General features: G+C 73.9%; 17 protein-coding genes. 10 read left to right on the top strand and 7 right to left on the bottom strand.

Annotation, left to right across the window (positions count from 1 at the left end; genetic code table 11):
- Position 1: 1 nt before the first annotated feature.
- Entirely contained in the window at positions 2–997 is a 996-nt protein-coding gene (locus tag L3X23_RS24155; protein ID WP_237194776.1) for an FUSC family protein, read from the bottom strand.
- A 56-nt stretch (positions 998–1053) separates the two neighbouring features.
- Between L3X23_RS24155 and L3X23_RS24150 the strand changes: the two genes are divergently transcribed.
- Together L3X23_RS24150 and L3X23_RS24145 are read left to right on the top strand one after the other, a co-directional pair.
- Positions 1054–1536: a MarR family winged helix-turn-helix transcriptional regulator gene (locus tag L3X23_RS24150; protein WP_237194774.1), complete on the top strand. Its 483-nt coding sequence runs from the start codon at positions 1054–1056 to the stop codon at positions 1534–1536.
- A 28-nt stretch (positions 1537–1564) separates the two neighbouring features.
- Positions 1565–2398: an alpha/beta fold hydrolase gene (locus L3X23_RS24145; protein ID WP_237194771.1), complete on the top strand. Its 834-nt coding sequence runs from the start codon at positions 1565–1567 to the stop codon at positions 2396–2398.
- A 1-nt stretch (position 2399) separates the two neighbouring features.
- Here L3X23_RS24145 and L3X23_RS24140 read toward each other — a convergent pair whose 3' ends face one another.
- A complete protein-coding gene (locus tag L3X23_RS24140; protein ID WP_237194769.1) occupies positions 2400–3512 on the bottom strand; it encodes a glycosyltransferase in 1113 nt (370 codons plus the stop codon).
- Positions 3513–3530: 18 nt separating this feature from the next.
- Between L3X23_RS24140 and L3X23_RS24135 the strand changes: the two genes are divergently transcribed.
- From L3X23_RS24135 to L3X23_RS24125, 3 genes are read left to right on the top strand one after another with little or no spacing between them, the layout of a single operon-like run.
- Complete coding sequence (locus tag L3X23_RS24135) at positions 3531–4334, top strand: HAD family hydrolase (RefSeq protein WP_237194767.1); 804 nt, start codon at positions 3531–3533, stop codon at positions 4332–4334.
- Positions 4335–4394: 60 nt separating this feature from the next.
- Complete coding sequence (locus L3X23_RS24130; RefSeq protein ID WP_237194764.1) at positions 4395–5036, top strand: phosphatase PAP2 family protein; 642 nt, start codon at positions 4395–4397, stop codon at positions 5034–5036.
- On the top strand, positions 5036–5959 hold the full coding sequence (locus L3X23_RS24125) for a decaprenyl-phosphate phosphoribosyltransferase (RefSeq protein WP_237194763.1): 924 nt from the start codon (positions 5036–5038) through the stop codon (positions 5957–5959). The genes L3X23_RS24130 and L3X23_RS24125 overlap by 1 nt, the downstream gene beginning before the upstream one ends.
- 4 nt (positions 5960–5963) lie before the next feature.
- On the opposite strand, the gene L3X23_RS24120 is transcribed toward L3X23_RS24125, so the two are convergent.
- Positions 5964–7250: a hypothetical protein gene (locus L3X23_RS24120; RefSeq protein WP_237194761.1), complete on the bottom strand. Its 1287-nt coding sequence runs from the start codon at positions 7248–7250 to the stop codon at positions 5964–5966.
- Positions 7251–7305: 55 nt separating this feature from the next.
- On the opposite strand from L3X23_RS24120, the gene L3X23_RS24115 reads away from it, so the two are divergent.
- Both L3X23_RS24115 and L3X23_RS24110 read left to right on the top strand, forming a co-directional pair.
- A complete protein-coding gene (locus L3X23_RS24115; RefSeq protein ID WP_237194758.1) occupies positions 7306–8235 on the top strand; it encodes a glycosyltransferase in 930 nt (309 codons plus the stop codon).
- Complete coding sequence (locus L3X23_RS24110; RefSeq protein ID WP_093081053.1) at positions 8232–9434, top strand: glycosyltransferase family 2 protein; 1203 nt, start codon at positions 8232–8234, stop codon at positions 9432–9434. Before L3X23_RS24115 ends, L3X23_RS24110 begins: the two co-directional genes overlap by 4 nt.
- Positions 9435–9503: 69 nt before the next feature.
- Here L3X23_RS24110 and L3X23_RS24105 read toward each other — a convergent pair whose 3' ends face one another.
- Both L3X23_RS24105 and L3X23_RS24100 read right to left on the bottom strand, forming a co-directional pair.
- Positions 9504–10118 (bottom strand): trans-aconitate 2-methyltransferase, encoded by a 615-nt coding sequence (locus tag L3X23_RS24105; RefSeq protein ID WP_237194756.1) that lies wholly within the window; start codon positions 10116–10118, stop codon positions 9504–9506.
- Between the two features lie 23 nt (positions 10119–10141).
- Positions 10142–10741 carry a bifunctional 2-polyprenyl-6-hydroxyphenol methylase/3-demethylubiquinol 3-O-methyltransferase UbiG gene (locus L3X23_RS24100; RefSeq protein WP_237194755.1) on the bottom strand — a complete coding sequence of 200 codons (600 nt, stop codon included), beginning with the start codon at positions 10739–10741 and terminating at the stop codon, positions 10142–10144.
- 70 nt (positions 10742–10811) lie between these two features.
- Between L3X23_RS24100 and L3X23_RS24095 the strand changes: the two genes are divergently transcribed.
- A complete protein-coding gene (locus L3X23_RS24095; protein ID WP_237194754.1) occupies positions 10812–12857 on the top strand; it encodes a DUF6541 family protein in 2046 nt (681 codons plus the stop codon).
- A 25-nt stretch (positions 12858–12882) separates the two neighbouring features.
- Entirely contained in the window at positions 12883–14073 is a 1191-nt protein-coding gene (gene glf / locus L3X23_RS24090) for a UDP-galactopyranose mutase (RefSeq protein ID WP_237194753.1), read from the top strand.
- On the opposite strand, the gene L3X23_RS24085 is transcribed toward glf, so the two are convergent.
- Positions 14030–15670 (bottom strand): hypothetical protein, encoded by a 1641-nt coding sequence (locus L3X23_RS24085; protein ID WP_237194752.1) that lies wholly within the window; start codon positions 15668–15670, stop codon positions 14030–14032. The genes glf and L3X23_RS24085 overlap by 44 nt on opposite strands.
- 177 nt (positions 15671–15847) lie before the next feature.
- On the opposite strand from L3X23_RS24085, the gene L3X23_RS24080 reads away from it, so the two are divergent.
- Positions 15848–17821 (top strand): glycosyltransferase, encoded by a 1974-nt coding sequence (locus L3X23_RS24080; protein WP_237194751.1) that lies wholly within the window; start codon positions 15848–15850, stop codon positions 17819–17821.
- A 75-nt stretch (positions 17822–17896) separates the two neighbouring features.
- Here L3X23_RS24080 and L3X23_RS24075 read toward each other — a convergent pair whose 3' ends face one another.
- The gene (locus L3X23_RS24075) at positions 17897–19813 is read right to left on the bottom strand and encodes a glycosyltransferase (RefSeq protein WP_237194743.1); all 1917 of its coding nucleotides are present in this window, start codon (positions 19811–19813) and stop codon (positions 17897–17899) included.
- Between the last annotated feature and the right edge of the window lie 26 nt (positions 19814–19839).

Raw genomic sequence — 19839 nt, 5'->3', positions numbered from 1 at the left:
CTCACGACGGAGAGCGGCGGCGGGCTACGACCACGACCAGGGCCGCCGCCACGCCGACCACGGTGGCGAGGATCCGGTCGGCCAGCAGGTCGCCCGTCGGGGCGGGGTGCATGATCGCCCCCACGACCAGGGCCAGCGGCGTGACGCAGACGAGCGCCAGCCCGTAGTTGCGCAGGATCAGCAGCTCCGCGGCGGTCTGCAGGAGCACCGCGGCGAGCACGACCGCCCAGGGGGGCAGGTCGGCGGCGAGCAGCGGCCAGGCGACGAGGAGCCCGACCGCCGTCCCGGCGACCCGGTGGACGCCGCGGGCCAGCCGGTGGGTCGTGTGAGCGGCGGCGAGCGGGACGACCGCGCCGATGAGCACCCAGTACAGGTGCTCGACCCCGACCAGGACGGCCACCGGCGCGGCGAGCGCGCAGGCCAGGAGCACGTCGAGGAGGTCCTCCCGGGTGGCCCGGGCGGCCCGGACGACGAGTGGCCTGCGGGCCCGGACGTGGGTCGGGAAGACCGCACCCGCGCTCCCGACCAGCACCGAGAACGCGGCGGTGCCCGCGGTCGTCGCGAGGATCGCGGCGGCGGCCCCCGCGGACTGCGCCGGTGCCCCGGCGAAGGCGCCCGCCGCGAACACGAAGAACAGCGGCCCGCCCGGCTTCCAGTCGACCATCCCGCCGATGACGGTCGCGGCGCAGGCGAGGGCGACGAGCACGGCGAGCTCGAGCCACGGGGCGCCCGGCAGGTGCGCGGCCACCAGCCCGATCCCCACGCTCGCGGTGAGCAGGGTCCCCGTGAGCGCCTGCACGGCCGAGCGCGCCGGGACCGTCAGGTCGCGGCCGTAGATCGCGGTGAACGCGCCGAACGCCGCGGCCCCCAGCAGGTCGACCCGGCCCAGACCGAGCAGCACGAGCATCGGCACCCCGACCGACACCGCGCAGCGCAGGGCGGGCCGGTGGGCCCCGGCGTGCGGGGCGACCCGGACCAGCTCACGGACGAGCGTCACGCCATACTCCTTTCACCGGTGTATCAAAGTAGTACACCGGTGAAAGAAGGTGGAGGATGGGTGACGCAGTCGACGTCATCCGGGTGGCGTGGGCGCGGCGGCGACCCGACCTGGACACCGAGCCGATCGCCGTCGTCGGACGGATCATGCGGGCCGCCCGGTACCTGGAGGCCGCCGCGGACGAGCGGCTGGCCGCGGTCGGGATCACGCGCACCGAGTTCGACGTACTGTCCCAGCTGCGCCGCAGCCCGGTGCCGCTGCGACCGGGCGACCTGACCGCCGGGGTGGTGGGCTCGCCCGCCGCGACCACCAAGCGGCTGCACAAGCTGGTCGGGGTCGGCCTGGTGACCCGCTCGACCGACCCCGAGGACGCCCGTGCCGCCCGGGTCGGCCTCACTCCGGCGGGGGAGGCGCTCGTCGACGCCGTGCTCCCGGAGCAGTTGGCGGCCGAGGCCGAACTCTTGTCGATCTTCACGCCCGAGCAGCGCGGGGCACTGGCGGACCTGCTGCGGACCGCGTTGGCCGCCTGGGAGTCGTGACCGGATCGGCTAATCTGGTCACGTGGTCATGCCGGCGGGAAGCACCGAGGAGTTCGTCGACGGCGTCCGGCTGCTGCGGTCCGCCGCGGCCGCGGAGGGCACGCCCCTGCTGCTGATCCACGGCGGCGGGACGGACGACGCGGCGATCTCCTGGTTCCACGCGTTCGCCGAGTTCGGGGGCGAGCGCCCGGTCGTCGCGCCGGACCTGCCCGGGTTCGGCCGCACGGCCCTGCCGCCGGTCGGGGGCCCCGCCGCGCTGGCGGACGTCGTGGCCGGGATGGGCCTGGGGCGGGCGGTGGTGGTGGGCGTGTCGATGGGTGGCGACGTGGCGCTGAACCTCGCGCTGCGGCACCCGGAGTCGGTGGCGGCGCTGGTGCTCGTCGCCCCGGGCGGGCTGGTGCCGATGCTGCGCAACCCGGCCGTCCAGCTCGCGGCGTGGCTCGCCGCCCGGCTGCCCGACGCCGTGCTGGTCCCGCTGGCGCGGCTGGCGGGCCGGTTCGCGCGGCAGGCGGTGCGGGGCATGGTCGCCGATCCGTCCACCCTGCCGCCCGAGGTGGTGGACGAGTTCGTCCGCCGGGCCCGGCGCCCGGGCCTGGGCTACGCCCGCTACAACCAGGCCACCCTCGGGCCGCGGGGGATGCGCAACGACCTGTCCGCGCAGGTCTCGGCGATCACCGCGCCCACCGTGATCCTGCACGGCACCGCGGACCCGATGGTGGACATCGACGGCTCGCGCCGGGCCGCGGCCGCGATGCCGCACGCCCGGCTCGTGGAGGTCGAGGGCTGCGGGCACTGGGTCCAGCTCGAACGCCCGGAGGTGTTCGCGCGCGAGGTCCGGGCCCTCCTCGCCGAGCTCGCCTGACTCAGTCCAGCGCCGCGATCGCCGGGACGTAGGCCTCCGGCGGGGGCATGCGCTCCAGCTCCGCGCGCACCTCGCGGGCGTTGGCGGCGAGCTCGCCGTCGACCACCAGCCGGTGCAGCGCCTCGGCGGTGACCCGCCCGGCCAGCCCGGCGCCGCGGCGCGCGATCAGCTCCGCGTTGTGCCTGCGGTCGCCTGCGCCGGGCACCGCGAGCTGGGGGACGCCCGCGCTCAGCGCGCCGACCGACGTCCCGGCGCCGCCGTGGTGCACGATCGCCGCGCACAGCGGCATGACGTCCGTGAGCGGCACCCAGCCGACGGTCCGGACGTGCGGTGATCCCTCGGCGCGGCGCGCGGTCCGGGGATCGGGGCGGACCAGCACGATCTCGGCGTCGACCTCCGCGGCGGCCGCCACGGCGGCGGGCATCGGGTCCCCGCCCGGCCCGGCCACGGTGGAGCGGGACACGAGGATCCGGGGCGGTCCCGAAGGCACCTTCAGCCATTCCGGGATGTCCCCGCCGCCGCGCTGCACCGGTCGCATCGGCTGCCCGGCCCGTTCCCCGACCACGCTCGGCGGCCCGGTCGTGAGCAGGACCTGCGGCGCGGGCAGCCCGCGGTCCTCGAGCCCGTGCCTGCGCAGCGCCCGCTGCATGATCTTCGACCCCGCCGTGACGCGGACCAGCGCGGGCCCGTCGAACAGCGAGTTCTCCAGCAGCACGGTCGGCAGGTCGTGCCGGGCCGCGGCCAGGGCGCCCGCCACGGCGAGGGGCTCGTGCACCACGACGTCCGGCCGCCACTGGTCCACCACGGTCACCAGGGAGTCCGCGAGCTCCTCGTTCACCGCACCGAACAGCCGCGCGACCATGCGGGTGCCCGCGCGGCCTGCGAGCTCGGCGCGGGCGTCGAGCGGGTGGGCGGCCATGACGCGGGCGGCGATCCGCGGCAGCGACACGTCCCGGGCCACGTCGATCACCGGGAGCTCACCGGTGTCCGCCCCCATCGCGTCCCCACCGGTGGCGACGAGCACGTCGTGACCGGCCTCCCACAGCGCCTCCGCCAGCGGCAACATCGGGAGCAGGTGCCCGGTGAGGGGCGCCGACACCACGAGCACGCGCATGCTCCGTAACCTACCCGTGTGGAGGCGCCGCGACTGGTCGCCAGCGACGTCGACGGCACGTTGCTGGGTCCCGACCACACCGTCAGTGCCCGCACCGTGCGCGTCGTCGGTCGCGTGGTCGCGGCCGGAGTGCCGTTCGTGCTGGTCACCGGCAGGCCGCCGCGGTGGATCCCGCCCGTGGCGGCGCAGCTCGGCGTGGTCCGCTACGCGGTCTGCGGTAACGGCGCCGTGCTGTACGACGTCGAGGCGGACCGGATCGTCTCCGCCCGCACCCTGGGGGTCGACGACCTGGAGCGGGTCGCGGCCGCGGTCGCCGAGGCGCTGCCGGGGGCGACCATCGGCGTGGAGCGGGTCGGGTCGGTGGCCGAGGACGACCACTTCGTCGCCGAGCCGACCTACGAGCACGCCTGGCCCGGGGCGGGCCCACCGACCGAGGAGCGGCACCTGCTGCTCGGGCGGCCCGCCGTGAAGATGCTGGTCCGGCACCGGGAGATCGGCAGCGACGCCATGCTCGCCGCACTCGAGCCGCTGGTCGGCGACTCGGTGGACCTGACGTTCTCGCACCCGGGCGGGCTGATCGAGGTGGCCGCCGCGGGCGTCACCAAGGCGACCGGCCTGGCGGAGGTGGCGGCGCTGTACGGCGTCGCGCAGGCCGAGACCGTGGCGTTCGGCGACATGCCCAACGACCTGGCCATGCTGCGCTGGGCGGGCCACGGCGTCGCGATGGGCAACGCCCATCCGGAGGTCGCGGCGGCGGCCGACGAAGTCACCGCGACCCACGGCGACAACGGGGTGGCGTTGGTGCTGGAGCGGTGGTTCTGACCTGGGTCGAGAGCCCGGGACGGGGCGTCGCGGCAGGTGCGCGGGTCGACCCCGCGTAGCATGACGCGCCGTAACAGCCCGCAGACCGGCGCCCGCGACGCCGAGCCGTCGCCGCGCGAGGAGGCCCGTGTGACCGAGCGGACGCTCGACGAGCCCGCCGTGGTCCCTGGTTCCGCCCCTGGTTCCGCCGCACCCGTCGAGGTGCGGATCCTGGCGGGCGTGCAGGAGGCCGTGGGACGGCCCGAGGCGGTGTCCGTCGCCCGCGGCATGTCCCATTTCGGCGAGCACGCGCTCGGTTGGTTGGCGATCGGTGCCGTGGGCGCCGCCGTGAACTACCGAGACCGCCGCCGACGACGCGAATGGGTGCTGTCCGCGGCGGCCGTCGCGTTCGCGCACGGCGCCTCCATCGGGGTCAAGCGCGTGGTGCGCAGGCCCCGCCCCGACCACCCGTCGGTCCGTGTCCTGGTGGGCACGCCGAGCCGGCTCTCGTTCCCCTCGTCGCACGCCACCTCCACCACCGCGGCCGCCGTGCTCTACAGCGGCCTGCTGAGGTCGAAGGCCCCGCTCGCCGTCGTCCCCGCGATGGCGTTGTCCCGGCTGGTCCTGGGCGTGCACTACCCCACAGACGTCGCGACCGGCACGGCGCTCGGCGCCACCGTCGCCCTCGCCGCCCGGCGGCTGATCCACAGGAGCAAGCACTGATGACGAGCACCGACGTGCCCCCGACCGTCGAGCAGGTTCCGGAGCGCTCGCCGCTCGGCCTCGCCCGCGGGGTGCTCAAGACCATGCGCCCGCGCCAGTGGGTGAAGAACGTCCTGGTCCTGGCCGCGCCGTTCGCCTCCGGAGACCTGTTCCAGGGCGCCGTGGCGATCAAGCTCGTGATCGCGTTCGCCGCGTTCTCGCTGGCCGCCTCCGGGGTCTACCTGGTCAACGACGCCAAGGACGTCGAGGCCGACCGCGCCCACCCGACGAAGCGGAACCGGCCCATCGCGGCCGGGATCGTGCCGGTCCCGGTCGCCTACGCCGTGGCCGTGGTGTCGTTCGTGGCCGCGATCGCACTCGCGCTGCTGGCCTCGCCGCAACTGCTGATCGTGCTCGGCGTGTACGTGGCGGTGCAGCTGGCCTACTGCTTCTGGCTCAAGCACCAGCCGGTCCTCGACATCTGCATCGTCGCCTCCGGCTTCCTGATGCGGGCGATCGCCGGTGGGGTCGCCGCGGGCATCCCGCTGTCGCAGTGGTTCCTGCTGGCCGCCGGGTTCGGCTCGCTGTTCATGGTCTCCGGCAAGCGCTACGCCGAGATGCTGCTCGCCGAGCGCACCGGCGCGAAGATCCGCAAGTCCCTGGAGGCGTACTCGCCCTCCTACCTGCGCTTCGTCTGGGGCCTCTCGGCCACCGTCCTGATCATGACCTACGGGCTGTGGGCCTTCGAGATCCGCGAGGCCCACCACAACTCGATCTGGTCGATCATCTCCATCGTCCCCTTCGTCGTGGCCGTCCTGCGCTACGCCGTGGACGTCGACAACGGCGACGGCGGGGAGCCCGAGGACATCGCCCTCGGCGACCGGGTCCTGCAGGTGCTGGCGCTGGCCTGGGTGGCGATGCTGACCCTGGCCGTCTACCTGTAGCGGCTCAACCCGCGAGGAGCGCGGGTGCGGTGAGCTTGCGTGCTCCCGACCGCACGCCCACGAGCATCAGCGCCACCACCACGGCCGGGGCGACGACCTGGGCGATCGTGGCGGCCAGGACCGGGGGCAGCGGGAGGAACAGGATCGGGACGTAGAGCGCGGTGCCGACCGCCCACGCGAGCGTGGCGGTCCGGCTCGCGCGCAGGGCGACCAGGACGGCCTGCAGGATCTGGGCGGCCATCATGCCCAGGGTCCCCGCGCAGAGGGCGGCGGCGTACCCGCCCGCGATGGGGACGGGGGCGTCGAAGAAGGTCTGTGCGGCCCAGGACCCGCCGATCCACGCGGCGAGGATCCCGAGCCCGCCGACGACGCCGACCAGCCCCAGCGCGATCCCGGTCTGCCGGCGCAGCGAGCCGCGGTCACCCGCGGCGGCCGCGGCGGAGAGCCCGGGGATGAGGAGTGCCTGCACCGGGCCGAAGAGGAACAGCGGGGTGCGGGCCAGCACGAAGAGCGAGGCGAACGCGGCCGCGGTCGCGGCGTCCGTGACCAGCCGGGACGTCACGACGACCGGGGCGAGGTTCGCTACCAGCAGCGTCAGGCCCGAGGCGGTGGCCAGCAGCCCGACCTCGCGGCCCAGCCCGCGCCGGTCGACGGGCGGCGACGGCAGGTCCGCCCCGGTGTGCCCGCGCATGCCCGCGACCGTGACCAGCGCCGCGAACCCGGCCCCGACCACGAACGCGAACCCGAAGAGCACGGGCTCCGCGGCCCCCGCGAGCACGAGCGCGGCGCACGGGAGCAGCCTGCCCAGACCCTCGGCGCCCAGGGTCGCGCTGTACCAACCGAACCGACGGGCGCCCGCGTAGAGCCCCCGCAGGGTGTAGACGGCGGCCGCGCCGACCACCGAGACCACGACCGCGACGAGCAGCGCCCACGACCCGGCGAACACCCGGTCGACCAGCACCGGGGACAGCAGAAGCAGGGCGGCGGCCACCACGACGGCCAGCCCCGCCGCCACCTGGGACGCGGACCGCACCACCGGGCCGATCCCGTGCCCGGCGGCCTGCCGGGCGCTCACCTCGCGGTTCGCCGCCTGCTCGACGGCCACGAACAGCCCCGGCCCGACGATCGCGACCACGAAGTACACCGACGACACCGCGGTGAAGCCCTGCGGATCGAGCGCGTGACCGGCGAGGGCGAGGAAGACGTAGGCGGCCGCCCCGAGCAGCAGCATGCCGACCCCGACGACCGCGGCACCCGAGAGCCGCGTACGCATCCGGGCCAGCCGATCCATGCGCCGCAGCGTACGGGGCTGCGGGCCGTCCTCGGGCAGCGGCTACTCTCCCCCGGTGACCACGGACCTCGACGTCGTCATCCCGGCCTACGGGGACGACGCCCTGCTCCGCGAGGCCGTCGAGAGCGTCCGCGCGCAGGACGACCCGCGCTGGCGGCTCACCGTCATCGACGACGGCGCCGACCGTTCCCCGGAGCTCGGCTCCTGGCTGGGGGAGGATCCGCGGGTCCGGTATCTGCCCAACCCGGTCCGCCTGGGCATCAACCGCAACTTCCAGCGCTGCCTCGACGAGGCGACCGGCGACTGGGTCATGCTGCTCGGCGCGGACGACCGGCTGCGTCCCGACCTCGTCGGCCGTGTCCACGCGATCACCGCCGAGCACCCGACGGCGGCGTGGCTGCACACCGACGCCCTCGTGATCGACGGCGCCGGGGAGCCCGTCACGCCGCTGGCCGACCGGGTGAAGGCCCGCACCAAGCTCACGGTCACCGGCGAGACCCGGGTGACCGGCGGCGAGGAGCTGGCCACCTCCCTGCTCCACGGCAACTGGATGTACTTCCCGAGCTGCGTGTTCCGCCGGGGGTTCGTCGGCGCCCACGGCTTCCGCGAGGGCTACGACATCGTCCTCGACCTGGACCTCTACCTGCGCATGCTGCTGGCGGGCGGGGAGTGCGTGCTGCTGCGCGAGCCGGGCATCGAGTACCGCAGGCACGCCGCGAGCCTGTCGAGCTCCGGTGCGGTGGACGGGACCCGGTTCGCCGAGGAGACCGCGTACTTCGCCGAGGTGGCGGCCGAGCTGGCCGCGCGCGGCTGGAACCGTGCCGCGCGGGCGGCGCGCTGGCACTGGACCTCCCGGGCACACGGCGTGGCGACACTGCCCGGGTTGCTCCGTGCGGGAGAGTTCGACACGGCCCGGCGCATCCTGGGCCTGGCCGTGAGCACCCCACGAGTCGCCGCCGAGGCACGGAGGAGCACGCTGACATGACGACCTCGTCGACCGTCGAGGCCGAGCCGGAGGCCGCACCGCAGGCCGTCGAGCTGTCGGTCGTGCTCCCGTGTCTCAACGAGGCCGAGACCCTCGAGACCTGCATCCGCAAGGCGCAGCAGTCGATCGCCGAGCTGGGCGTGGCGGGCGAGGTCGTCGTCGCGGACAACGGGTCCACGGACGGCAGCCAGGAGATCGCCCGCGGCCTCGGCGCCCGGGTGGTGGACGTGCCGCGGCGCGGGTACGGCGCGGCGCTCATGGCCGGGATCGAGGCCTCGCGCGGCGAGTACGTGCTGATGGCGGACGCGGACGACAGCTACGCGCTGGAGAACCTCGGCGGCTTCCTCGAAGGCCTGCGCGGCGGCTCCGACCTGGTGATGGGCAACCGGTTCAAGGGTGGGATCGAGCCCGGCGCCATGCCGTTCCTGCACAAGTACCTGGGCAACCCGGTGCTGTCGATGCTCGGCAGGCTCTTCTTCCGGATCCCGGTCGGGGACTTCCACTGCGGGATGCGGGCCTTCCGCCGGGATCGGCTGCTCGAGCTGGGCCTGCGCACGTCCGGCATGGAGTTCGCCTCGGAGATGGTGGTGCGCGCCTCGCTCGCGCACTTCCGCATCACCGAGGTCCCCACCACCCTGCGGCCGGACGGCCGCACCCGGGCCCCCCACCTGCGCACCTGGCGGGACGGCTGGCGGCACCTGCGCTTCCTGCTGGCCTTCTCCCCGCGCTGGCTCGTCTACTACCCGTCGCTGGCCCTGCAGATCATCGGGCTGATCGGGATGGTGTGGCTGGCCGTCGGGCCGGTGACCCGGATGGTCGGGGACGTCGGGTTCGGCATCCACTCCATGCTCGCCTTCGCCACCATGTTCGTGGTCGGCACGCAGGGGGTGGGGCTCGCCGTGATCGCCCGCTCGTACGCCGCGCACCTGAAACTGCTGCCCCCGCCGTCGGAGAAGTTCGAGCGCATCTTCACCCGGCTCTCCCTGGAGAAGGGCCTGGTCATCGGCGGTCTGCTGATGCTGCTGGGCATCGCGGCCTTCATCGCGGCCGTGACCTCATGGGGTGCGAGCGGTTTCGGCGCCCTGGACGTGGTGCAGTCCATGCGCATCCCGATCGTGGGCATGGTCCTGTGCGTGACCGGCTTCCAGCTGGTCATCGTCAGCTTCACCCTGAGCCTGACCCGCATCGGCGAGGACTGAGCCCGGGTCCGCCGGTTCCGCAGCGGACGGCGCCCCCCCGACGGGCGGGCGACCCGGCGCTCGTCGAGCTCAGGTGCGGCGGTATCCGAGCAGGTAGTTGTTCCGGTGCGGCGGGATCCGGGCCTCGAGGACGAGCTCGTCGGCGAGCCGGGCCTTCATCGCCGCCGGCGTGACGTGCGAGATCCGGTCCCCGGTGATGTAGCGGTCCGCGAGATGGCAGGCCAGGTGCACCGGCCCGCGGGTCGGCTCCCACTCCTTGATCGCGTAGTGCCCGCCCGGTGCGGTGAGCGCACGGACGTCGGCGAGCACCGCGTCGCGATGCTCCGGCGGCACGTGATGGATCACGTCCACGACCACGACCAGGTCGAACGGCTCGGGCTCGGTGGCGAGGAAGCTCGTGGAGTCGATGCCGGCGAACCGAGCCCGCGCGGCATCACCGCGGAACAGCCGACCGGGCTCGGCGGAGACGTCGATGCCGGTGTACTCGGCGTCCGGGTAGCGCTCCAGCAGCCGCTGCGCGGCGCTGCCGTCCCCGCAGCCGACCTCGAGGATCCGCTTCGCGGGGAAGGCGCTGGCCAGCACGGCCGCGCAGTCGTCCAGGTTGAGGAACAGCGACCGGTAGGCGTCGGCGGCCGGGATCTCGAGGCGACCGAGGCGGGTGCGGACGGCAGGACCCAGGGGCACGGTCCCGGACAGTAGTCACACCATCAGGTGACGCGCGCCACCGACACGAACTCGTTGTAGGTGAACACCTTGCCCGCGGCGCGCGGGAACGGGAACGACTGCTCCGCCTCGACGGTCAGCCCGAGCTCCTCGGCGAGTGCCCGCAGCCGCGCGTGGTCGAAGAACACCGTGTGCGTGGCGTCGGAGGCGTACCCGCGCTCCTGCGGACAGATCAGCACCACCCGGGCGCCGGGGGACAGGAACCGCAGGTAGGGCCGCAGGATCGGCGCGGCACCCGCGGGCGGGAGGTGTTCGACGAGGTGGGCGGCCAGCATCCCGTCGAAGGTCGGGGCGTCCTCGAGGGCCAGGAACTCGTCCACGGTGTAGGCGGTCAGCCCGAGCGCGCGGCAGTGGTCGACGGAGTGCTGGTTGTGGTCCACCCCGACGCTGCCCGCCGGGAGGTTGGCCAGGTTGCGCCCGATCCCGCACCCGACGTCGAGCACCCGGCGGTCGCCCAGCAGCCGACGCAGGTTCCACCGGTAGGGGGCCTGGACGTCGAGCACCTGCTTCCACCGGGCGGTCTGCAACCGGCTGAGCCGATCGGTGTAGGAGCCTGCGGTCGTGTCCGGTCCCGGTTCCGCCATGTCCGAATCGTAGCGGCGGCCGCGGGCGGGTCACCGTGGGTGTCGGTTGCCGCGCCGCTAGCCTCAGTCCGTGTCCGACGTGGTCCTCCTCCTCGTGGCCGCGCTCGTCGCCTACGTGCCCGGTCTCGCGGTGCTGGCCGCGCTGCGGGTGGGGTCGCCGGTCGTGGCGGTCGCCGTGGCGCCGCCGCTGACCGTGGCGACGTGTGGGCTGACGGCCGTCGTGGCCGCGGTGGGCGGGTTCGGGTACGGGCCGGTGCCGGTCCTGGTGGTGGTCGTCCTGCTGCTGGTCGTGGCCTGCCTGCGCGGGTACCGCGCGCGGCGCAGGCGGCTCGCCTCGCTGAGCTGGAAGTACACCCCGCCGCCCGCGGAGCGCCGACGGGACCGGACGGAGGCGGTGCCGGTCGCGGTGGGGCTGGCGATGACCGTCGTCGCGCTCGGGTACGGGCTGTGGGGCTGGCTGCGCGGGCTCGCCGGCCTGGCGACCGTGCCGCAGGAACACGACATGATCATCCACGCGATGCAGACCGCCTACATCGCGCGGTCCGGGCGGGCGGCGCCGTGGGAGCTCGTCCCGGCCGACGTCCTCACCGGCGGCCCGGTCTCCTTCTACCCGAGCGGCTTCCACCTGCTCGCGGGGCTCACCGCCCAGCTCGACGGCCTGGAGGTCGTCCGCGCGCTGAACGCGATGACGGTCGTCGTCCTGGTCGGCACGATGATCAGCGGGACGGCCGCGCTCGCCGTCGTGGCCGCCCGCCGGGTGGGCCTGGGCCGCGGCGCGGCGATGCTCGCCGCCGGTGTCGCGGCGTTGGTCATCGCGGGCATGTACCGGCCCGTCTACCAGCTCACGCACGACGGCGGCATCCTCGGCCAGGCCGCGGCGTTCGCGATGGTCCCGGGGGCCGTCGCCGCACTGGTCGCGCTGCCCGGGCGGCGGATGGCGTACGGCGTGGCGGCCGGGATCGCCACGGCGGGCGCGGTGTGGGTGCACCCGTCCGTGGCCGTGTCGATCAGCCTGACCACGTTCTTCTGGGGTGTGGGCGAGCTGCTCACCCGGTACGGGAGACAGCGGCTGCGCGGGCTGCTGAAGCCGCTGGCGGTGGCGGTCGGGACGGCCGCGGTGCTGCTCGTCCCGGCGGTCGGGCCGGGCCTGGGCGCCACCGGCCGCACCGGGGCGTTCCCGCCCGACAGCGGCCCCGTCGACTTCGGCACGGCGCTCGAACGGGTCCTCGCCCTGCCGTACACCGGCTGGCTCGATCCCGACAACCTCGCCTACCAGCGCTCGGCCGCGATCCTGGCGGGCATCGGGGTGGTCGCGCTGCTCGTGCGGTGGCGCGGGCTCGGGCCGGTCGTGGCCTGGCTCTTCTGGGTCGTGATCCTGATCGGGGCCTGGCTGAGCCCGGGGACCGGCTACGAGGCGATCGTCACCGGCTTCTTCTACAACGCCATGCTCCGCACCTGGTCGCACACGTCGATGCTGGTTCCGGTGCTCGCCGGACTCGGGGTGGTGCTGGTGGGGGCGTTGCTCGCGAGGATCGCGAGCCGGCTGCCGGGGTGGGCGGTGGTGACCGCGGTGGCGGCGGGCGTCTTCACCCTCTACGCCGTGGAGCCCGCCCGGAACTACGCGACCATGAACGAGGAGGCCGTCGCCACCCGGTACTCCACCCCGGACTTCGTGCGCGTCGGCCCGGACGACCAGGCCGCGATCGCCTGGCTCGCCGACCGCGTCCGGCCGGGGGAGCGGGTCTTCAACTCCCCCAACGACGGCTCCACCTACCTCTACGTCGAGCGCGGCGTCCCGGTGGTGAACGTCTACACCCTCGGGCTGCCCGGCGTGCCGTACAGCTACGAGCTGCTCGAACACTTCAACACCTACCCGACCGACCCGGCGGTGCGCCGCCAGCTCGAGGACCTGGACGTGGCCTGGGTGTACGTCGACGAGTCCGCCCCGGGCATCGGCTCCAACGGCTCGCCGGACGGCTGGGCGGGCAGCGCGGGCTTCTCCCTCGCCCCCGGCCTCGCCGACCTCGACGGGCTGCCCGGTCTGGACCTGCGCTTCCGCAGCGGCACGGTCAGCGTCTACTCGCTGGACCTCGGCCGGGTGGTCCCGACCGCCTGAGCGCAGCCCGCTACCCTCGGTGCCCGTGACTGACGCACAGTTCGATCTGGTCGTGGTCGGCTCCGGCTTCTTCGGGCTGACGATCGCGGAGCGTGCCGCCGCCGAGCTGGGCAAGAAGGTGCTCGTCGTCGAGCGTCGGTCACACATCGGGGGCAACGCCTACTCCGAGCCCGAGCCCGAGACGGGCATCGAGATCCACAAGTACGGCGCGCATCTCTTCCACACCAGCAACACGCGGGTGTGGGAGTACTGCAACCGGTTCACCGAGTTCACCGGCTACCAGCACCGGGTGTTCGCGCGCGTCGGCGAGCAGGTCTACGCGTTCCCGATGAACCTGGCGCTGATCAACCAGTTCTTCGGCAAGGCCCACACCCCGGACGAGGCGCGTGCCCTGATCGCGGAGCAGTCCTCGGAGGTGGAGACCGCGAAGGCGGAGAACCTCGAGGAGAAGGCGATCTCGCTGATCGGCCGCCCGCTCTACGAGGCGTTCGTGAAGGGCTACACCGCGAAGCAGTGGCAGACCGACCCCACGCAGCTGGGCGCGTCGATCATCACCCGGCTCCCGGTGCGCTACACCTACGACAACCGCTACTTCAACGACACCTACGAGGGCCTGCCCGTCGACGGGTACACCGCGTGGCTCGAGAAGATGGCCGACCACCCGAACATCACCGTCCGCCTCGACACGGACTACTTCGCGATCCGCGACGAGCTGCCGGACGTCCCCGTCGTCTACACCGGGCCGCTGGACCGCTACTTCGACTACAGCGAGGGTGAGCTGTCCTGGCGCACCCTGGACTTCGAGATGGAGGTCCGCACGGACACCGGCGACTTCCAGGGCACCCCGGTCATGAACTACAACGACCAGGACGTCCCCTTCACCCGGATCCACGAGTTCCGGCACTTCCACCCCGAGCGGGACTACCCGAAGGACAAGACGGTCATCGTCCGGGAGTACTCGCGCTTCGCCGAGTCCGGGGACGAGCCGTACTACCCCGTCGGCACGCCGGAGGACCGGGCCAAGCTCGAGCGCTACCGCGAGCTCGCCCGCAAGGAGACCGCGAACCGGAACGTCCTGTTCGGCGGCCGCCTGGGCACCTACAAGTACCTCGACATGCACATGGCGATCGGGTCCGCGCTGACCATGTTCGACAACCGGATCACCCCGCACTTCACCGAGGGCACCCCGCTGTCGGGCACCACCGCCGAGGACTGACCGCCTCGCGCTCGAACCGGATCACCTGGGACAGGTTCAGCGTGGTCCGGTCGGTCTCGCGCAGGCCCGCCGAGACGGCCGCCGCGTACTCCGGGGTGTCGGCGGCGCGGCCCGCGCCCATGGTGAACACCTCGCCGGTCGGTCGCTCCACCAGGCTCGTGGTGTCCCGGTCGGCGTCGGTGACCAGCCAGGCGGTGGCGCACCCGTCGAGCCGCAGGGCGTCGACGGGGAGGGGTTCGGCCCAGAACGTGCCGGCGTCCGCGGCGCTGCGGGCCAGCCCGACGTCGACGAGCCCGGCCACGGCGTCCGGTCGGGCGGCGCCGACGATCCGCAGGGTCGTCGGGTTCCACGAGGCGGCGCCGTACAGCACGCAGTCACCGGGCCGGGCCCGCGCGGCGAGGACGTCCGCGGCGGCGCTGTAGTCCATCCCCACCGGCTTGGCGTACGCGGTGCGCTGGCCCAGGTAGGCGGGCAGGAACGCCACGGCGAGCACCCCGACCAGCACCGCGGCGCGCCGCGGCCGGCGGGCGAGGGCGAGCACGGCCGCCGCGAGCAGCATCGCCGCGAACGGGGTGCTGAACGCGACGTAGCGGTCCAGGTACGACGGCGTCGTCCCCAGCGACCAGGCGATGAGCAGTGCCGTCGGGAGGACCGCGCCGCAGGCGGCCACCACCGTCGAGGCCGCCGGGGCATGCGGCCGCGCGCCGTGCCAGAGCCGCCGTACGGCCGCCCCGAGCGCCGCGAGCACGACCAGCCAGGCGACCGCGGCCCCCACGGTCGAGTCGACGAACCACTGGTCCCGCAGGACGTTGCCGACGGCCCGGCCGTCGAGCGGCGGGATCCACTGGACCTGGGCCCGCTCGGCGACCGTCAGCAGCGCGAACGGGGTCGTGGCGGCGAGCCCGGCGGCGGCCGCGAGGGCGGCGGGCCCCAGCCGGCGTCGGGCGATCAGGGCGACCGCGAGGAGGTGGGCCGCCACCAGCGTGGCCGAGTAGAGGAACAGCACGACCGAGCAGGCGACCCCGAGCGCGTAGCAGGCCCACCGCGCCGGTGACGGCCTGCGCAGGGTCGTGACCAGCAGGACCGTGAGCCAGACCGCGACCGCCATGGTCCAGGCGGACGAGCGCGCCTCGGTCGCCGCCCAGGTCGTGCGCGGGAGGATCGCGAACACCACCCCCGCGGTGACCGCGAGCCGACGGTCGCCGAGCAGGTACCCCAGCACGACCAACCCGCTCGCGGCCACCCCGACGCCCACCACGCTCGGCAGCCGGGCCGTCCACTCGCCGATGCCCACCACGCCGAACCAGACGTGCAGCAGCAGGTAGTAGAGGCCGTGGACGGCGTCGACCGTGCCGAGCAGGCGCAGCAGGTCCGGGATCGGGCGGTCGGCGGAGGCCACGGACGCGGCCTCGTCGTACCAGAACGAGGGGACGCCGCTGCCGAGCGCGGCGAGGAGGGTCGCGCCCAGCCCGACCACGACGACGTCGACCCGGCGGATCCAGAGCCGGTGCGACCGCCGCGCGCGGACCTCGGCGAACGACGTGGGCCCGGCCGCCGAGGCCCCGGACCGGGGCGCCCGGTGCGCGAGTGTGACCACGGTGTTCCCCCAGGACGGTCGGTCGAACACCGAACGTAGTCAGGGCGCGCGTGTCGGACGGGCGACACGCCGACGGCCGGGCGCCCGCGGGTGACCGGCCCACCTCCGGGCGGGCCGGGGGACGCCGATACGCTCGGGTGCCGCCCCCACCGTCGACAGATCGAGGCCGCAGCCACGATGACCACGACCACCGGTCCCGATGCCGCACCCGCCACCGCGATCGACACGCTGCTGCAGCGGATCATCCTGCCGCGGCAGGCGGATCCGCTGTCCGTGCGCGCCCTCTACGTCGACGAGCGCACCGGCACCGCCCTGGCCCCGACCACGCCCCAGCCGGGGACGCGGGAGAAGCCGATGACCCTCACGGTCTCGGCCTCCAGCGGGCGGGCCCTGCGGGTCACCTCGCGGACCAGCGCGGTGTTGCCCCCGCAGAGCGAGGTGAGCTTCGGCGCCTACTTCAACGGGTTCGCCGCCGGCTACTGGCGGCACTGGTCGGCGCTCACCGAGCTGCGGCTGAAGCTGTCGCTGGAGGGCGAGGGCCGGGTGGACGTCTACCGGTCCAAGGCGGACGGCTCGCACATCTACGTCACCGGCGAGGTCGTCTCCGGCGAGCAGGACCTCGATCTCGCACTCGACCTGCGCCCGTTCGAGGACGGCGGCTGGTACTGGTTCGACCTGACCAGCGCGGACGCCGAGCTCACCCTCCACGGCGGCGGCTGGCACGCGCCGACGGCCGCCCCCGGGCGCGCGGCGGTGACCATCGGCATGCCGACCTTCAACCGGCCCGCGGACTGCGTGGCCACGCTGACGGCGATCGCGTCGGACCCCGAGGTGCTCGCGACCGTCACCGCGGTGATCCTGCCGGACCAGGGGACCCAGAAGGTCCGCGACGCCGCCGGGTTCGCGGCCGCCGCGGACGCGCTCGGCGACAAGCTGCGCATCATCGACCAGCCCAACCTCGGCGGCTCCGGCGGCTACGCGCGGGTCATGTACGAGGCGCTCGGCAGCACCGACTGCGAGCAGATCCTCTACATGGACGACGACATCCTGCTCGAGCCGGACTCCATCCTGCGGGCGGTCGCGTTCTCCCGCTTCGCCCGCGAGCCGATGCTGGTCGGCGGGCAGATGCTGTCGCTGCAGGCCCGCTCGCAGCTCTCGACCATGGGCGAGGTCGTCGACCGCAACCAGTTCATGTGGCGCGTCGCGCCCGAGACCGAGCCGCACCACGACCTGGCCGCGCAGACCCTGCGCCAGACGCCGTGGCTGCACCGCCGCGTGGACGTCGACTACAACGCCTGGTGGATGTGCCTGATCCCGCGCGTCGTCGCCGAGGACCTGGGCCTGCCGCTGCCGCTGTTCATCAAGTGGGACGACGCCGAGTACGGCCTGCGCGCCCGGGGCCGCGGCTACCGCACCGCCACCGTCCCCGGCATCGCCATCTGGCACATGTCCTTCATCGAGAAGGACGACAGCTCGGACTGGCAGGCCTACTTCCACTACCGCAACCGGTTCATCGCCGCGGCGCTGCACGGGCCCGAGTCGCCGAAGGCGATGCTGCAGGAGTCCTTCAAGCGCACCCTGCGGCACCTCATGCTGATGGAGTACTCGGCGGTCGCGCTGCAGATCAAGGGCCTCACGGACTTCCTGGCGGGCCCGGAGTCCCTGTTCGCCACGCTGCCGGGCGTGCTCGGCGAGGTCCGGGCCGAGCGGGCGCGCTACGACGACGGCCGCCCCCTCCAGTCCGCCACCGAGGTCCCGCTCTCGACCCTCGACGCCCTGGGCGCCCAGCTGTTCCCGGAGCCGCCCGTCGGTCGGCTCAAGGCCGGTCTGGGTCTCGCGCGCGGGATCGTCCGGAACCTGAAGGCGCCGGACCCGGCCGCGGCCACCGTCCCGCAGCGGAACGTGCCGTGGACGAAGGCGCAGTGGTTCGTGCTGTCGAACCTCGACTCGGCCACCGTGTCCACGCCGGACGGCCGCGGCGTGACCTTCCGCCGCCGTGACCCCGAGGTGTTCAAGCAGCTGGTGAAGCGCTCCGCCGAGCTGCACCGCCAGGTCCAGAAGCGCTGGCCGGAGCTGCGGGCGAGCTACCGCGAGGCCCAGCCGTGGCTCACCAGCCGCGAGGCCTGGCGGGACGAGATCTTCGAGCACTGAGCGATCTGAGCGATCCCAAGCCCAGCGAACGGCGCGTTCGCTCACACCTCGTGAGCGAACGCGCCGTTCGCCGAATCAGTCCTGGAGGCCGTAGAGGCGCGCCCAGTTCTCCCGGCTCGTGAGCTCGGGCACGGCGGCGCGGTACTGGTCCCGCACCGCGGGGCCCTCGGCCTTCAGCCGCCGCATGGCCTCCAGGCCGCGCCGGCCCAGGGCGAGGGCGAGGTCCTTGTCGCGCTTGCGCACCCGGACGCCGGTCTCGCCCATGTCCGTGACGACGGCGCGGTCGAACAGGGCGACGTGCCACCAGTGCGCGTCACCGGCGGGGATGAAGCCGGTGCGGTGCACCGCCTTGCCCAGGAGGTGGTAGGCCGCGCGCTTGGCCAGCGTGAGCCCCTCGAGCGACGGGTCGGGGCCCGAGCGGACCACCGTGAGGTCGGTGAACTCGTCCGGCAGGTCGGACATCGGCACGACCTTGGTCTCCGGGAAGTCCGAGCGGATCCGCCGGATCTTCGTGGCGGCCTCCGCGGACCCGTCGGCCAGGATCTCGGGGCCGTCCAGGAAGTCCTCGACGGCCTGCAGCAGGGTCGCGGCGAGCCCGTAGTGCATGCCGACCAGGTAGATCGACAGCAGGTGCGCGATCCGCTTGTTGATGGTGCGGGTGGAGAACGGGGTGCGCAGCGCCGCGGTGATCAACCCGTTGCGCAGGTTGAAGTACCGGTGCCACTCGTCCCAGTCCTTCCACCCGAAGTCGCCGTGCCACACGCCGGCGCCGGGCAGCGAGACCGTGGGGAACCCGGCGTGGCGCGCGCGGTAGCCGAACTCGATGTCGTCCCACTGGAAGAACAGCGGCAGCGGGTAGCCGATCGCCCGCACGATCGCGGCCGGGATCAGGCAGGACCACCAGCCGTTGTACTCGGTGTCCGCGCGGCGCTCCTGGTTGATCGGCAGGTCGCGCTCGTCCTTCCCGAGCAGGTAGGCCTCCTGCAGCGCACCCTCGACGGGGATGCCGACCTTCAGGTTCTCGGGATCCGCGTACTCGGCGGAGATGTGCAGGTGGCCGGGGTGCAGCAGGTTGAGCATCTGCCCGCCGACGATCGTCGGCTGCGCGGTGCACGCGCCGAACGTGGTGAGCCGGAACAGCAGCTCCGGCTCGAGCATCACGTCGTCGTCCATGAACAGGACGTCACGCTGCTCCTCGACCGGGCCCGCGGTGGCCTCGAACAGCCCCCGGGTGAACCCGCCCGCGCCGCCCAGGTTCGGCTGGCGCAGGTAGACCAGCTTGTCGCCCAGCTCCTTCGACACGGCCTCGAACCGCTCGCGGGACTCCAGGGGGTCGCTGCCCTGGTCCACCACCCGCACCAGCCCGACGACGGCGAGCGCCTCCGGGTCGTCGATCATGGCCTGGAGCGTGTCGAGACACTCCTCGACGCGGTTGTACGTGCAGATCACGACGTCCGTGGTGGGCACCGCCCGCGGCGCGAGCACGGTCCACCGCACGTCCGAGACGCTCAGCTGGCCGAGCTCGGTGGTGATCTCCAACCACATGCCGCCGCCGTCGAGGAAGCGGTCGATCGGCCCGACGAGGCGGATCTCGCGGGTCTCCGGCCCGGCCGAGGTCCCGACGTCCACCGAGTCGACGATCCGGGAGACCTTGTTCGTGTCCGAGGCCAGCAGCCGCACGCGACCCTCGCCGGACGCGACCGCGGTGACCTCGACCTGCTCGACGGCGGTCCAGCGCTGCCAGTACGTGGCGTAGAACCGGCCGAAGTAGGTGTTGGTGCCGACCCTCGACCCCGGCGCGAGCGTGACGCGCCCGCGCTCGCGGCGGGCCACGCCCCGCTCGACGACCGAGTACAGGTCCTCGGGTGCCCGCCCCGTCGGGCCGAAGAACAGCCCGCGCTGCGCCGTCAGCCGGACCGGGCCACCGGGCGACCGGTCCGACCTCCCCCGGGCGGCCGCGGGGGAGTCCGAGGTCTCGGCGGTGCGCAGCATGACGGCGGATCGTCCTCCGGGGTCAA

The organism is Pseudonocardia sp. WMMC193, assembly GCF_021728735.1.
GTDB classification, from domain to species: domain Bacteria; phylum Actinomycetota; class Actinomycetes; order Mycobacteriales; family Pseudonocardiaceae; genus Pseudonocardia; species Pseudonocardia oroxyli.
The sequence above is the reverse complement of the archived record's forward strand: the minus strand, read 5'-3'. Positions and strand labels throughout refer to the sequence as shown.